Genomic DNA, 15,152 nt, shown 5'->3' with positions numbered 1-15,152 from the left:
TTACCCCAGATCTGCCATTAGCACTTTTGAACGCCGCTGATAGTTGTACATCTGTTTCTTACTCTCTGGCAGCAGGTCAATATCCACGGGCGTGAAGCCGCGCTCCTGAAACCAGTGAATACTGCGTGTTGTCAGCACGAACAGTTTGCTAAGCCCCATTTGTCTGGCCTGCACGGCGATCCTTTCCAGCAAAACTTCTCCGCGTGAAGAACTTCGATAGTCCGGATGTACTGCCACACACGCCATTTCGCCAATTCGTTCTTCCGGGAAAGGGTACAGGGCGGCACAGGCGATGGTCAGGTTATCACGCTGAATAATGGTGAATTTGTCGATTTCCATTTCCAGTTGTTCACGTGAGCGACGGACCAGAATACCTTGCTGCTCGAGTGGGCGAATCAGTTCCAGAATACCGCCGATATCGTTAATGGTGGCGCGACGGATCTGTTCGGCGCTCTCCATCACGATTTGCGTCCCGATCCCATCGCGTGAGAACAGCTCCTGTAACAATGCGCCATCTTCCTGATAGCTAATCAGGTGGCAGCGGCGTACGCCACTGCGACAGGCTTTTACGGCACCACGCAGGAAGCGCACGGTGCCGGAGCTGTAGTCGCCTTTCTCTTCCTGTGACTCAACGCGAGCCTGGGCTTCGTTGGGGAAAAGTTCGGAAACAATATCGCCATCATCGTTAATAACTCCCTGGGAGGAGCAAAAACCGATCATCTTTTCTGCTTTCAGCTTGATAGCCAACTGGGTGGCGACCTCTTCTGAAGTCAGATTAAAGCTCTCTCCGGTGACGGAAACGGCTACCGGGCCCATCAATACAATGGCGCCACTGTCCAACTGGCGGTGAATCGCCTCTTCATCAATACGACGGATGCGTCCGCTATGGCAGTAATCTACGCCGTCATCGACGCCAAGAGGTTGGGAGATAATAAAGTTACCGCTGACCACATTGATGTGCGCGCCCTGCAATGGCGTATTGTTCAGGCTCATCGACAGGCGGGCGGTGATATCAAGCTGGAGTAGCCCTGCAGCCTGCTTCACCAGCTCCAGCGTTTTGGCATCAGTCACGCGCGTATTTTTGTGGTACACCGGCTCATGATGATGAGCAGCAAGATTGGCATCAATCTGTGGCCGGGCGCCATACACCACAACGAGGCGGATGCCCAGGCTATGCAGGAGGCCAATGTCATTGACGATACTGGAAAAGTTTTCATGCTCGATGGCTTCGCCGCCCAGCATAATGACAAACGTTTTTCCCCGATGGGTATTGATATAGGGAACAGAATGGCGGAATCCCTGTACCAGTTCGGTTCTACGCTCCTTCACCACGGCACACCCTCATTGCATGATTATTCGTAATTTGTGTATTTTTATTCTGTTTTTGCTCCATGCGCAAGCGTAATTTTTACCCTTCCTGAAGATTTTTCTCAGTAATGCCGTGAATATAAAAAGAATGTTTACCCTTTTGTAGATGACAGATTATGCGTCATTCGCTAAAGTTTCCGGTCAATTAGGACGTTTTACCTATTACCTAAATAAAGATTTCTTTTGCTCGGGAGAAGCATGTCGGGATCCAATTCAGCAATCAGTCGCCGCCGTTTACTGAAAGGTGCGGGTGCTATGTGGCTTTTGAGCGTCAGCCAGGTCGGTCTGGCCGCCGTCAGTCAGGTCGTTGCAGTGCGCATCTGGCCTGCCTCCAGTTATACCCGCGTCACGGTGGAATCCAACCGTCTGCTGAAATACAAACAGTTTGCCCTGAGTAATCCTGAGCGTGTGGTTGTGGATATTGAAGGCGTTAATTTGAACTCGGTGCTCAAGGGGATCGGGACGCAGATCCGCCCTGACGATCCGTACATTAAGTCAGCAAGAGTAGGCCAATTTGACCCACAGACCGTGCGCATGGTGTTTGAGCTGAAACAAGATGTGAAGCCGCAGCTGTTCGCCCTGGCACCCGTTGCAGGATTTAAAGAACGTCTGGTGATGGATCTTTATCCCGCGAATGCCCAGGATGTGCAGGATCCTCTGCTGGCGTTACTTGAAGACTACAACAAGGGCGATCTCGATAAACAGGTGCCACCTGCACAAAGTGGCCCGCAGCCCGGTAAAGCGGGGCGTGACCGTCCAATTGTCATTATGCTCGATCCCGGCCATGGTGGCGAAGATTCCGGTGCCGTGGGGAAATACAAGACGCGCGAAAAAGATGTGGTGTTGCAGATAGCCCGTCGCCTGCGCGCGCTGATCGAAAAAGAAGGCAATATGAAGGTCTATATGACGCGTAATGAGGATATCTTCATTCCGTTGAAAGTCCGCGTGGCGAAAGCCCAGAAGCAGCGCGCTGACCTGTTTGTCTCCATTCATGCGGATGCTTTTACCAGTCGACAGCCCAGTGGTTCGTCGGTGTTTGCACTTTCCACTAAAGGTGCGACCAGTACTGCAGCAAAATATCTGGCGCAAACCCAGAACGCCTCGGATTTAATTGGTGGTGTCAGTAAGAGTGGTGACCGCTACGTCGACCACACCATGTTCGACATGGTGCAATCGCTGACGATTGCTGACAGTCTGAAGTTTGGTAAAGCGGTACTGAATAAGCTCGGTAAGATTAATAATCTGCATAAGAATCAGGTTGAGCAGGCAGGATTTGCGGTGTTGAAAGCGCCGGATATTCCCTCGATCCTCGTGGAAACGGCGTTTATCAGTAACGTTGAAGAGGAGCGAAAGCTCAAAACCGCGACCTTCCAGCAGGAAGTTGCTGAGTCGATTCTGGCTGGGATCAAAGCGTATTTTGCCGATGGGGCAACGCTGGCGAGAAGGGGATAATAAAAAAGCGCTGAGAAGCGCTTTTTTTACGGACCGCAGAAACAAAAAAACACCCGTCAGGGTGTTCAATGTATTGGTTGCGGGGGCCGGATTTGAACCGACGACCTTCGGGTTATGAGCCCGACGAGCTACCAAGCTGCTCCACCCCGCGTCCGTCTTTTGCTTAGTATTCAAACCACATCTGCGTTGGCTTTGTTGTGATTCGAACTACCTTGCAAAAATATCACACATCAGATTTTAATTGGTTGCGGGGGCCGGATTTGAACCGACGACCTTCGGGTTATGAGCCCGACGAGCTACCAGGCTGCTCCACCCCGCGTCCGTCTTTCTGCTGCGTATTTCAAATCACATGTGTGATTCGAACTGCTTAACAGAAATATTACTGCTTCTGATTTTAATTGGTTGCGGGGGCCAGATTTGAACTGACGACCTTCGGGTTATGAGCCCGACGAGCTACCAGGCTGCTCCACCCCGCGTCCGTGGATGCGCACTATACTCTGCTAACGTTTTCATGCAACCCTTTTTTCACCTTGATCACGGTTTAAGGATGAAAATGAACAAAAACAAAGCATTTCGGTTTATTTTTTGCGCAAAATTTGCGATGGGGTATGCATTCGCATTTCATTAGGTTCGGGGGTTTGTTATCTTCATCTCGCATTCAGGCAACTTAAGACGAGAATAATGAAAGGACGTTGGGCAAAATATCTTCTGGCGGGGGCCGTAGTCGCGATGCTCGCTGCGTGTTCCTCTAAACCCACCGATCGTGGACAGCAGTATAAAGACGGGAAATTTACCCAGCCTTTCTCACTGGTGAACCAACCTGATGCGGTTGGCGCGCCAATCAATGCCGGTGATTTCGCCGAGCAGGTAAATCAGATCCGCAACGCCTCTCCGCGTTTGTATGGCAACCAAAGCAATGTCTACAACGCTATCCAGGAGTGGCTGCGTGCAGGTGGCGATACGCGCAATATGCGCCAGTTTGGTATTGATGCCTGGCAGATGGAAGGGGCTGATAACTATGGCAACGTTCAGTTCACTGGTTATTACACGCCGGTAATCCAGGCGCGGCACACGCGTCAGGGGGAATTTCAATACCCTATCTATCGTATGCCGCCAAAGCGTGGGCGTTTACCTTCCCGCGCTGAAATCTACGCAGGTGCGTTGAGTGAAAACTATATCCTGGCATACAGCAACTCCCTGATGGATAACTTCATTATGGATGTTCAGGGCAGTGGCTACATCGACTTCGGTGATGGCAGCCCGCTTAACTTCTTTAGCTATGCCGGCAAAAACGGCCATGCTTATCGCAGTATTGGTAAAGTGCTGATCGATCGTGGCGAAGTGAAGAAAGAAGATATGTCGATGCAGGCGATCCGTCACTGGGGTGAAACGCACAGCGAAGCTGAAGTGCGTGAACTGCTGGAACAGAATCCGTCGTTCGTCTTCTTTAAACCACAATCTTTTGCCCCGGTAAAAGGGGCTAGCGCAGTGCCGCTGATTGGCAGGGCCTCCGTTGCTTCTGACCGTAGTATTATTCCTGCGGGCACGACGTTACTGGCAGAAGTGCCGCTGCTGGACAATAACGGGAAATTTACCGGTCAGTATGAACTGCGTCTGATGGTGGCATTAGATGTCGGTGGAGCGATCAAAGGCCAGCACTTCGATATCTATCAGGGTATTGGTGCAGACGCAGGGCATCGTGCGGGCTGGTATAATCACTACGGTCGTGTTTGGGTGCTGAAAAGTGGCGCCGGAGCGGGTAACGTATTTAGCGGTTAATAGCCTTATCAGACCTGCCATTTTTCGAGCAGGCTGGATAAGCGAAGCGCCATTCGGCGCAAGAACGGTGTTGTCGCCACTATAGTGAGTGGCGATCACCGCTCTTTGAATTTTCTGTTCTGAGGTCGTATGTCTGTTGTGATAAGTGATGCCTGGCGTCAGCGTTTTGGCGGCACAGCGCGTCTGTATGGCGAAAATGCGCTGCACCTGTTCGCCGGATCGCACGTGTGTGTGGTCGGGATTGGCGGCGTGGGATCGTGGGCGGCGGAAGCGCTGGCGCGTACCGGAATTGGCGCAATTACGCTCATCGATATGGATGATGTGTGCGTTACCAATACTAACCGGCAGATCCATGCTCTGCGTGATAACGTGGGCCAGGCGAAGGCTGAGGTGATGGCTGAACGTATACGGCAGATTAATCCCGAGTGTCGGGTCAGTGTGGTCGATGACTTTGTCACGCCGGATAACGTTGCAGAGTATATGAACGCGGGCTTTTCGTATGTTATTGATGCTATCGACAGTGTACGCCCGAAGGCAGCGCTGATCGCGTACTGCCGTCGCAATAAAATTCCGCTGGTCACCACCGGTGGTGCGGGTGGGCAGATTGACCCTACGCAGATTCAGGTCGTTGATTTAGCCAAAACTATTCAGGATCCGTTGGCGGCGAAGCTACGTGAGCGGCTAAAAAGTGACTTTGGCGTGGTTAAAAACAGCAAAGGCAAGCTGGGTGTGGACTGTGTGTTCTCGACCGAGGCGCTGGTCTATCCGCAGGCTGATGGTTCAGTGTGTGCGATGAAGGCGACGGCAGAAGGGCCGAAGCGTATGGATTGTGCATCTGGTTTTGGCGCTGCGACGATGGTGACAGCGACATTTGGCTTTGTCGCGGTGTCACATGCGTTGAAGAAGATGATGGCGAAGGCGGCGCGTCAGACTTAATGATTGTTTGCCGGATGGGGCACCAGCGCTTATCCGGCAAAACAGCTATACAACCAGCTGCGCTGCTGCAAGAATCGCCGCGTTAAGGGCATTCAGTCCCTGGCTACGCGAAGCGCTGAGCTGGGCGCGTAAACCTAATTCATCAAAAAAATCCATTGGCGAACGTGTCAGTAATTCGGCGGCGGTTTTACCTTCTACCGCGGTGAGCAGCACTGCCAGCAAACCGCGCACGATACGGCCTTCGCTGTCGCCGAAAAAGTGCATAGTGCCATTCTCATGTACGGCATACCCCAGCCAGACGCGGTTTTCGCATCCCGCGATCTCTTTTGCCTGGGCCTTTAATGGCTCCGGGAGTGGCGGTAGTTGCTTCCCCAGCAGGATAAGCTGGCGATATTTATCTTCCCACTGAGTAAGTGGGACAAAGATAGCTCGTAAAGTCTCTTCGGTCACGGTTGTGCCAAACGGATGTTCGGCGAACAGAGGGTTTGTCATTAATCCACCAATATTTCCAGCGCGCGGTCAACCGCCGTCACCAACGCATCCACATCACTTTGGCTATTATAAGGTGCAAATGAGGCGCGCAGCGTCCCTGATACACCAAGTTCTGCCAGCAGCGGTTGCGCACAGTGTTGTCCTGCGCGAAGCGCGATGCCATATTCGGCCAGCAGTGTCACCATGTCGCTGTGGTGAACACCGGCAAAATCGAAGGCCAACAGGCTGGAGTCCTGGCAGCGGAAAGAACGGAATCCCGGGCGCTTCGCCAGTGCCTCTTCTGCCAGTGTAGCCAGACCACGGCTCCAGCTTTCTGCTTGCACGATGTCGACATCCGCCAGCCATTCCAGCGCAGCGCTCAGGCCAATAACACCCGCAACGTTAGGCGTACCTGCCTCCAGTTTCCAGGGAACCGCCTGGGTGGTAAACCCCGCAAAACTGACTTCATTAATCATCTTGCCGCCGCCGAGCCAGGGAGACATGGCATCCAGCAACTCTGGCTTACCATACAAAACGCCGATCCCGGTCGGCCCGTACAGCTTGTGACCAGAAAAAGCATAGAAATCAATATCCAACTGCTGCACGTCTGCGGGGAAATGTACAACGCCCTGGGCGCCATCAACCATCACCACCATACCCGCAGCGTGGGCGAGCGAAATGGCGCGAACCAGGTCCGGACAGCCGCCAGTTACGTTAGACATCTGCCCGAGCGCCAGTATGCGGCTGCGTGGTGTGATGAGTTCTGGTAAGCGTTCCACGTCCGGCAGTAAATGGGCGTTGAGAGGGAGTCTGATGACTTTTGCCCCCGTTTGTTCCGCCACCATCAGCCAGGGAACGAGGTTGGCATGGTGTTCCGCCACGCTGACGATAATCTCATCGCCTCTTTGTAAGCACGGGCGTGCGTAGCTTTGGGCCACCATGTTGATAGCCTCTGTCGTACCGCGGGTCCAGACGATGGATTTATCATCCGGTGCATTGATCAGGCGGGCGGCCTTCTCCCGTGCGGCTTCATAGCGGGCGGTCAGCCGCTGGGCTTCGGCAAATTGGCTGCGATGGACATTACCGGCGCTCAGGCTATAAAACTGGTGAGTGGCATCAATCACAGCCTGTGGTTTCAACGCTGTTGCGGCGCTATCGAGATAGACGCCAGCATCGCTGAGAGCGGGAAACTGTGCGCGAAACTGCGCGGGGTTAAAAGCGTTCATGGTATTCCTCAGTTCAATAAACCGATCGTGGCGCAAAAAGAGCGCAGACACAAGGGGAGGCTAACTATCAGAATCCTCTGGATATCCTGGTAAAGTCAGAACAGTGGCTTATGCTAAATAGTGTTAGGTGAGTATTTTTGCCTGTTATGGAATTCGTTTTATTTAGCATAAATCGCTTTAAGGAGAAGAATATGAAAAAGACTGCCGCAATTATCTCTGCATGTATGCTGACTTTTGCCCTGAGCGCCTGTTCTGGTTCGAATTACGTGATGCACACCAATGATGGTCGGTCGATCGTGTCTGACGGTAAGCCAAAGACCGATAATGAGACGGGAATGATTTCCTACAAGGACGCTAATGGCAACAAACAGCAGATTAACCGTACCGATGTGAAAGAGATGGTGGAACTGGAGAAATAGCCGGTCGTCATCGACAGAAACTCGGACAAAAAAAAGCACCGCAATTTGGCGGTGCTACATTAATCACTATGGACAGACAGGGTAAATGTACAGGAAGTGAAAAAGGGTAGCTTTGCTACCATGGTCTGAATCGCAGACCAATTGCAAACACAACAACACAACATCACAACCGTAAGCCAAAAGCCCACCAGAACACGCATTCCGATAAAACTTTTCGTTCCGGCTTCAGGAAGTGCCGCCACTATAGGTATTTGCTGGTAGAACCTCAACGGACAATTTATAATGGCTCAGATTAAAAAAACTAATAGGTTACAGGCTGTTATGTAACTGTTAAATTCTTTTAACATCAAAGCCTAAAAAGTCATGTCAAAACGATTACCACCCTTAAATGCGTTACGTGTTTTTGATGCTGCGGCGCGTCATTTGAGTTTTACTCGCGCAGCCGAAGAGCTTTTTGTGACGCAGGCCGCAGTAAGTCATCAAATCAAGTCACTTGAGGATTTCTTGGGCCTTAAGCTGTTTCGTCGACGCAATCGATCTCTCTTGTTGACGGAAGAAGGTCAAAGCTATTTCCTCGACATCAAAGAGATTTTTTCGCAATTAACCGATGCGACGCGTAAACTTCAGGCACGCAGTGCAAAAGGCGCGCTCACCGTGAGTTTATTGCCCAGTTTTGCAATTCAATGGCTGGTGCCAAGACTCTCTAGCTTTAACTCAGCTTATCCGGGAATCGATGTCAGGATCCAGGCGGTAGACCGCCAGGAAGACAAACTGGCTGACGATGTTGATGTCGCTATTTTTTATGGGCGCGGTAACTGGCCTGGCCTGCGTGTGGAAAAATTGTACGCAGAATATTTATTGCCAGTCTGTTCGCCTCTGTTGCTCACTGGCGATAAACCGTTGAAGACGCCAGAGGATTTGGCAAAACACACTTTATTGCACGATGCTTCGCGGCGTGACTGGCAAGCCTATACGCGCCAGCTTGGCCTGAATCATATCAACGTACAGCAGGGACCTATCTTCAGCCATAGTGCCATGGTGCTTCAGGCTGCTATTCATGGACAGGGAGTGGCGCTGGCCAATAACGTTATGGCGCAGTCTGAAATTGAAGCCGGGCGTTTGGTCTGTCCCTTTAATGATGTTCTGGTCAGCAAGAACGCATTTTATCTGGTTTGTCATGACAGTCAGGCAGAACTGGGTAAAATAGCCGCCTTCCGTCAGTGGATACTGGCAAAAGCGGCCACTGAACAAGAAAAATTCCGCTTTCGTTATGAACAATAATTTACTTAGGGTATTAACATGACCAGCCGTTTTATGCTGATTTTTGCCGCCGTAAGTGGCTTTATTTTTGTGGCACTGGGCGCCTTTGGGGCACATGTTCTGAGTAAAACCCTTGGCGTCGTTGAAATGGGGTGGATCCAGACGGGCCTTGAGTATCAGGCGTTCCATACGCTGGCCATCTTTGGCTTGGCGGTCGCTATGCAGCGACGTATTAGCATTTGGTTTTACTGGAGTAGCGTGTTTATGGCATTAGGCACGGTGCTGTTCAGCGGCAGCCTGTATTGCCTCGCGCTGTCTCATCTACGCCTGTGGGCGTTTGTTACCCCTGTTGGTGGCTTCAGCTTCCTGGCAGGTTGGGTTCTGATGTTAGTTGGTGCTATTCGATTGAAACGTAAGGGCGTTAGCCATGAATAAGGTTGTATTGTTGTGTCGCCCAGGTTTTGAAAAAGAGTGCGCCGCAGAAATTACGGATAAAGCAACTCGTCGGGAAGTGTTTGGCTTTGCTCGCGTGAAAGACAATGCGGGTTACGTCATTTATGAGTGCTATCAGCAGGGTGATGCTGAAAAGTTGGTCAAAGAGCTGCCGTTCAGTTCGCTGATTTTTGCCCGTCAAATGTTTGTCGTCGGTGAATTGCTGCAATATTTGCCGCCGGAAGATCGCATTACGCCGATTGTCGGTATGTTGCAGGGCGTTGTAGAGAAAGGTGGTGACCTGCGCGTCGAAGTCGCAGACACTAATGAAAGCAAAGAGCTGGTTAAGTTTTGCCGCAAATTTACCGTGCCGCTGCGCGCGGCGCTGCGTGAAGCGGGCGTGCTGGCAAAATACGAGACGCCAAAGCGCCCGGTAGTCCATGTTTTCTTTATCGCACCAGGTTGTTGTTACACCGGTTATTCCTGGCCTGACAATAATTCACCGTTTTACATGGGCATCCCGCGTTTGAAGTTCCCGGCCGATGCCCCGAGCCGTTCAACACTGAAGCTCGAAGAAGCGCTGCATGTTTTTATTCCTGCCGATGAGTGGGATGAGCGTCTGGCAAATGGAATGTATGCGGTGGATTTAGGGGCTTGCCCCGGCGGTTGGACCTATCAGCTGGTCAAACGCAATATGTGGGTTTACTCCGTGGATAACGGTCCGATGGCGCAAAGCCTGATGGATACCGGACAGGTGACCTGGTTGCGTGAAGACGGATTTAAATACCGTCCGAATCGCAACAACATCTCGTGGATGGTCTGCGATATGGTGGAGAAGCCTGCGAAAGTTGCCGCGTTGATGGCGCAATGGTTGGTTAATGGCTGGTGCCGTGAGACGATTTTCAATCTCAAGTTGCCGATGAAAAAGCGCTACGAAGAAGTGTCGCAAAACCTGGCCTATATCCAGGCGCAGTTGGATGAACATAACATCAATGCGCAGATTCAGGCACGTCAGCTGTATCATGACCGCGAAGAAGTGACCGTGCACGTGCGTCGTCTGTGGGCCGCTGTCGGCGGTCGTCGCGACGAGCGATAAAGATCTCCCTGCAGGCCTGATGGCGCATGCGCTTATCAGGCCTGTGGCAGAACACCGTCAGTTTGCTGTTCATCCGAAATCACATGCGTCACCTCCTCCAGATGCCCGATCCGGGCCTTGCCAGAACGATGCAACTTACTTTTATCGATCAACAACAATGACTGTGATGCCCGTTTGAGCAGAATGGATTTAAATTCAGCGTTAGTAGCCGTCGAGTCCCAGAGAGTGCCGTTACTGTCGATCCCCGCGCAGGAAAAAATAAACAGATCGATGTCGAGAGGTTTCAACTGCGAGATGAGCGACGGATTAATGTAGCAGCCATCTTTGCGCTCGAGTCGTCCACCTGAGCAGATGAGCTGAATATGTTCACGTTTGCCCAGTTCCTGACAAATTGGCTGGCTATTAGTAAACACATGTATGTTGATGTCCGGTAACTGGCGGGCAAGATACCAGCAGGTGGAACTGGCATCTAAAGCGATTACCATTCCTTCCTCTATCCATGCCAATGCGTCCCTGGCAACATCCGCTTTATGCGCATAATGGCTTTTACGTCGAATATGAAACGGTTCGCCGCTGTCCTGATTTTCCTGATGAATTATCCTGGCACGTCCGTGGTTGCGCAGCACTTTCCCTTGCATTTGTAGTTCATTGAGATCGCGGCGAATAGTCTCTTTGCTGACGTTAAGTTGTAAAGATAAGGCTTCGGTTGTCAGGTTTTTATGGGTAATTAGCAGGTCTGTTATTGCTTGCTGGCGTGCCGCTTTCACTGTTCTGATCCTCATCATTTGATGAATGCCCGTATCTGACGGGCATTCTGACCAGAGATTACGGCGTTACCCCTTTTTTCAAAAGAATATTTCCGTATTTTGCCTGCTCTCCGGTAATGACGATCGCAAACGCTTTTTGCGCCCGTTCATAGAATGCATAGCGATCGATGCGGGTAATATCCGGTCCGGAAGTCGTTAAAGAGAGCGCATCGCGGTAACGCCTTTCAACGTTCGGATCGAGAGAATCTCCTTCTACGGCGGCCATCATCACCAACGGTGGGGCGTAGCTGTCCAGCTCAAACAACGGAATAATGGCCTGCAACAGATCGCTGACCTGCAAACCATCGGCACGGATAACCTGTGGTCCCATGCTGTGTGCCGGAAAGTGGGCATCGGAGAAAATTATCTCATCGCCATGTCCCATTTCCGCCAGCACTTTCAGCAGGTCAGGGGAAATTAAGGGGGAAATCGTTTTAAGCATTTCACTCGACTCCTGTGAGTTCGGATTCGGTTTGGGGATAGAAGTAGCGATATCGGTAGCGCACCTGTGCGCGGGCCTGTTCCGGGGTAGCAAACTCACCAATACCTGACCAGCCAAACATTGCAGCTCCGGCGACGGTAGTTTCGGCGTCATCCAGTACCTTGACGGGGATCCCGAGTACGTTGGCTTTTATCTGATTCCACAGCGCGTTGCGACTTCCTCCGCCAACTAACAGCAGCTCCGTCGCCTTGAAGTGGCTGATAGTTTCCAGCGTGTGTAGATTTTGCTGGAGCTGTACCGTTAATCCCTCCAGTGCTGCACGGTAAAAATGTCCGCGAGTGCTGTTCAATGTGACACCCTGCCAGCCTGCGTTAGCGTTGGTGAGCAAATCGCACTGCATCTTTACGCCTTCAGCACCTGTTGGAATAGCTTGCGCCTCACTTATCAGCGTTTGCCAGGGCGTTTCTGCCGTCCACAGCAGTTTACGCACCCACTCGAGCACGCCGGAAGCCAACCATTGCATACCGGGGTTGTACAGTCCGTTCTGACTGTCCAGCTCGCAGGTGGAACCTGAATAATGGCTGAGCAGGGGAGTATTCACTTGTGCGCTGCGCACCATCAGAATTTCCCATGTGCCGGAAGAGAGCACCGGTTCATCCGGCTGCGCGCCTGCGCCAAACAGCGCAAACTGCGTGTCGTGCCCGGCGGAAATAACCGGAATACCTGGCGGAAGCCCAAGCTGCTTTGCGGCTTCGTTTTGCAGCGTTCCGATCTGTTCCCCTGCCTCGACTAAGCGTGGGAAAAGCCGGCGGGGTATACCAGTTGCCTGCAGAATGTCATGGCTGAAATCTCGCTGATGGATCTCCAACATCTGGCTGGTTCCCGCCATCGTGATATCTGTGGTGAATTCGCCGGTTAAGCGGTGGTTGATAAGCGATGAAATAAAAAGCCAGGCGTGCGCCTGCTCCAGCAATCGTGGGTGGTTCTCTTTGAGCCACACCAGTTTGTACAGCGTGTTGAAGCTGAAAGCGCCGACACCGGAGATGTCCTGCAACTGCTGTGGTGATATCAGGCGATCGATACTGGCCATGACGGCGGCGGTACGCGGACATTTCCAGCTGATCACCGGATAAAGCAACTCACCATGCTCATCAACCAGCGCGCCGTCAACACCAAATGTAGTGACCGTAATCCCGCGGATCTGGCAGGAGGCGAGTTCAGTTGCGAGTCGCTGGCAGCAGTCGGCAAAGCGCTGCAGAATGGCATCAAGGGACCACTGATGCCAGACACTGTTTTCAGCGGCAATATCACTGGCATTGGGGGTGGAGGCGCGGGCGATAATTTGTCCCTGACGGTCAACGGCTATGGCTCGCACGTTCGTCGCACCACAGTCGAGGACCAAAATAACGTCTTGTTTCATAATCGCTCCTGGCATACCCGTCATACCTCAAACTGCAGGACAAAAATGCTAATGCGTTTTTGTCCTGCGCTTGAATGACTTAGGGTATGAGAACCCTGTCGTTATGGGGATGGAACTCTTAACGCTTATACAGCGGCCCGTAGTTTTGGCAGGCACGATAGTCCTGGCCTTCGCTATCCATACCGTGGGCTGCCCAGGCTGAAGGACGGTAAATTTTCTCTTCTTCCACGTTGTGCATACAAACCGGGATACGCAGCATGGCGGCAAGCGTAATAAAGTCTGCGCCAACATGCCCAATCGTCAGTACGCCATGGTTAGCGCCCCAGTTAGCCATCACTGAATAGACATCGGTGAATGGGCCTTTTCCGGTTAAGCGCGGTGCAAACCAGGTTGTCGGCCATGTGGAGTTGGTGCGCTCATCAAGCTGCGCGTGCACATCCTTCGGCAACTCCACGCTCCAGCCTTCAGCGATTTGCAGTACCGGACCCAGACCTTTGATGATATTGATGCGAGTCATGGTGAACGGCACGCCGCCTTCGGTCAGGAAGCGCGAAGAGTAGCCGCCGCCACGGAAGTATTCGTGGATTGCCGGACACCATTCGGTAGCCGCCAGACAATCATCTGCTTCTTGCTGCGAGATCTCCCAGTGCGGTTTCATGGTTGGCTTGCCTTCGCTGTCGCGCTGTTTGCAGGAGCCGTCCAGTGCCGCAGATCCAGAGTTAATCAGATGGATGATGCCGTGTTCAGCAAGACCGGTCAGCGGTTTACCAGTTACGCGCTCTACCGCCTCGGGTGACCAGTAGGTGCGCACATCGGCAAAGACTTGCGCCGTTCCGGTGAGTTGGTGACCAAACAGCATCGCCACACCGTTCAGACTGTCGTTTTCGGTGGCGACAACATACGGCTGGCGTAAACCATTCCAGTCGAATGAGCTGTTCAGCAACGCTTCGGCGGTGTCGCCGTTTGGATATTGATCCGTCCAGTGGCGCTGCCCCTGGAAACCAGCAGCAATAGCGTTGTAGCCCAGAGATTCTTCTACAAGGCCTTTTTCTGCCAGTTTCTTATTCCCTTGCATCATGTCACGGATGCACATTGCCATCAGCAGACTCTCTTTCAGTACCGCACGGCTTTGTTCCTCGTTACGCTTGTATTGCTGCGCATTCTGATCTTCGCCGTAGCGGAAGTTTTTGTCCGCCCACGTCAGTGCGATTTCCAGTTCAGCTTCGTCATAGATTTTTTTGTCAATGCGACGACGTAATTCGGTCATATCAACAGGCTGAACCTTCATTCCCAGCCAGGATTCGAAGAAGTTATGATCGACGATAGATCCTGCGATCCCCATCGAAACACCCCCTACGGACAGATAACTTTTGCCCTTCATGCTGGCAACGGCTAAGCCCGCCCGCGTGAAACGTAGCAGTTTTTCTTCTACATCGGTGGGGATAGTGGTGTCACCAGCATCCTGCACATCATGGCCGTAAATAGAGAAGGCGGGGAGACCTTTTTGGTTATGCGCAGCCAGAGCTGCCGCCAGGTAAACGGCGCCAGGACGTTCTGTTCCGTTGAAGCCCCAGATGGCTTTCGGACGCATAGGATCCATGTCGATGGTTTCGCTACCGTAGCACCAGCATGGGGTAACGGTAATCGTCACACCAACGTTCAGACCGCTGAATTTTTCTTCACAGGCGGCGGATTCAGCCATTCCGGCAATGCAGGTGTCTGCGATCACACATTCAATCTGTGCGCCACAGGCGTGACGAAGTTTCTCTGTGATAAGCGCGGCAGTGGCTTTCGCCATGTTCATGGTTTGTTCTTCGAGCGATTCACGTACACCCATGCGACGCCCATCAATCACCGGACGAATACCGATTTTCGGTAAACTGATTTTGTTCATTCGAGGTTCCTCATCTCACTTTATGCCGTGCAGCTGAAGTGGATATTGGATACCACTGCCGCAGTTGGCTGAATTTTTCATTTTTGCTAACTCGAGTTAGCTTAGGTATTAGAGAGTTTTTTGCACAACTTTTTTGTTGTGGAACTGTGAG

14 protein-coding genes and 3 tRNA genes are annotated in these 15,152 nt (G+C 52.1%); 7 read left to right on the top strand and 10 right to left on the bottom strand.

Going from position 1 to position 15,152, the window contains the following annotated elements:
- A complete protein-coding gene (argA, locus tag AACS05_RS18980) occupies positions 1-1,332 on the bottom strand; it encodes an amino-acid N-acetyltransferase (RefSeq protein ID WP_045446973.1) in 1,332 nt (443 codons plus the stop codon).
- A gap of 234 nt (positions 1,333-1,566) precedes the next feature.
- Between argA and amiC the strand changes: the two genes are divergently transcribed.
- Positions 1,567-2,820, top strand: coding sequence for an N-acetylmuramoyl-L-alanine amidase AmiC (gene amiC, locus AACS05_RS18975; RefSeq protein WP_045446970.1), 1,254 nt, complete (start codon positions 1,567-1,569; stop codon positions 2,818-2,820).
- A gap of 74 nt (positions 2,821-2,894) precedes the next feature.
- Here the strand turns inward: amiC and AACS05_RS18970 are convergent.
- The 3 genes from AACS05_RS18970 to AACS05_RS18960 form a co-directional block, all read right to left on the bottom strand.
- Positions 2,895-2,971: transfer RNA gene (locus AACS05_RS18970), tRNA-Met, on the bottom strand.
- A 91-nt stretch (positions 2,972-3,062) separates the two neighbouring features.
- Positions 3,063-3,139: transfer RNA gene (locus AACS05_RS18965), tRNA-Met, on the bottom strand.
- A gap of 80 nt (positions 3,140-3,219) precedes the next feature.
- Positions 3,220-3,296 (bottom strand) — tRNA-Met (locus AACS05_RS18960).
- A gap of 205 nt (positions 3,297-3,501) precedes the next feature.
- Between AACS05_RS18960 and mltA the strand changes: the two genes are divergently transcribed.
- Both mltA and tcdA read left to right on the top strand, forming a co-directional pair.
- Positions 3,502-4,599: a murein transglycosylase A gene (mltA, locus tag AACS05_RS18955; protein ID WP_045446967.1), complete on the top strand. Its 1,098-nt coding sequence runs from the start codon at positions 3,502-3,504 to the stop codon at positions 4,597-4,599.
- A 129-nt stretch (positions 4,600-4,728) separates the two neighbouring features.
- On the top strand, positions 4,729-5,535 hold the full coding sequence (gene tcdA / locus AACS05_RS18950) for a tRNA cyclic N6-threonylcarbamoyladenosine(37) synthase TcdA (protein ID WP_045446964.1): 807 nt from the start codon (positions 4,729-4,731) through the stop codon (positions 5,533-5,535).
- Between the two features lie 45 nt (positions 5,536-5,580).
- On the opposite strand, the gene csdE is transcribed toward tcdA, so the two are convergent.
- Together csdE and csdA are read right to left on the bottom strand one after the other, a co-directional pair.
- Positions 5,581-6,027: a cysteine desulfurase sulfur acceptor subunit CsdE gene (gene csdE, locus AACS05_RS18945; protein WP_045446961.1), complete on the bottom strand. Its 447-nt coding sequence runs from the start codon at positions 6,025-6,027 to the stop codon at positions 5,581-5,583.
- A complete protein-coding gene (csdA, locus tag AACS05_RS18940) occupies positions 6,027-7,232 on the bottom strand; it encodes a cysteine desulfurase CsdA (protein WP_045446958.1) in 1,206 nt (401 codons plus the stop codon). Before csdA ends, csdE begins: the two co-directional genes overlap by 1 nt.
- Before the next feature lie 191 nt (positions 7,233-7,423).
- On the opposite strand from csdA, the gene AACS05_RS18935 reads away from it, so the two are divergent.
- The 4 genes from AACS05_RS18935 to rlmM all read left to right on the top strand — a co-directional run bounded on the left by AACS05_RS18935 (position 7,424) and on the right by rlmM (position 10,439).
- Entirely contained in the window at positions 7,424-7,651 is a 228-nt protein-coding gene (locus tag AACS05_RS18935; protein WP_045446955.1) for a YgdI/YgdR family lipoprotein, read from the top strand.
- 363 nt (positions 7,652-8,014) lie between these two features.
- Positions 8,015-8,932, top strand: coding sequence for a glycine cleavage system transcriptional regulator GcvA (gcvA, locus tag AACS05_RS18930; RefSeq protein ID WP_005130970.1), 918 nt, complete (start codon positions 8,015-8,017; stop codon positions 8,930-8,932).
- A gap of 18 nt (positions 8,933-8,950) precedes the next feature.
- Entirely contained in the window at positions 8,951-9,346 is a 396-nt protein-coding gene (locus AACS05_RS18925; RefSeq protein ID WP_045446951.1) for a DUF423 domain-containing protein, read from the top strand.
- Positions 9,339-10,439, top strand: a complete 1,101-nt coding sequence (gene rlmM / locus AACS05_RS18920) for a 23S rRNA (cytidine(2498)-2'-O)-methyltransferase RlmM (RefSeq protein ID WP_045446948.1) — start codon at positions 9,339-9,341, stop codon at positions 10,437-10,439. Before AACS05_RS18925 ends, rlmM begins: the two co-directional genes overlap by 8 nt.
- A 35-nt stretch (positions 10,440-10,474) precedes the next feature.
- On the opposite strand, the gene fucR is transcribed toward rlmM, so the two are convergent.
- The 4 genes from fucR to fucI form a co-directional block, all read right to left on the bottom strand.
- The gene (fucR, locus tag AACS05_RS18915) at positions 10,475-11,206 is read right to left on the bottom strand and encodes an L-fucose operon activator (protein ID WP_045446944.1); all 732 of its coding nucleotides are present in this window, start codon (positions 11,204-11,206) and stop codon (positions 10,475-10,477) included.
- A 58-nt stretch (positions 11,207-11,264) separates the two neighbouring features.
- Entirely contained in the window at positions 11,265-11,687 is a 423-nt protein-coding gene (gene fucU / locus AACS05_RS18910) for an L-fucose mutarotase (protein WP_045446943.1), read from the bottom strand.
- Position 11,688: 1 nt separating this feature from the next.
- Complete coding sequence (gene fucK, locus AACS05_RS18905; RefSeq protein WP_045446941.1) at positions 11,689-13,107, bottom strand: L-fuculokinase; 1,419 nt, start codon at positions 13,105-13,107, stop codon at positions 11,689-11,691.
- Positions 13,108-13,225: 118 nt separating this feature from the next.
- Positions 13,226-15,001, bottom strand: coding sequence for an L-fucose isomerase (fucI, locus tag AACS05_RS18900; RefSeq protein ID WP_045446939.1), 1,776 nt, complete (start codon positions 14,999-15,001; stop codon positions 13,226-13,228).
- Between the last annotated feature and the right edge of the window lie 151 nt (positions 15,002-15,152).

It is taken from the genome of Citrobacter sp. S-77 (assembly GCF_963864895.1).
GTDB classification, from domain to species: Bacteria; Pseudomonadota; Gammaproteobacteria; order Enterobacterales; family Enterobacteriaceae; genus Citrobacter; species Citrobacter murliniae.
The sequence above is the reverse complement of the archived record's forward strand: the minus strand, read 5'-3'. Positions and strand labels throughout refer to the sequence as shown.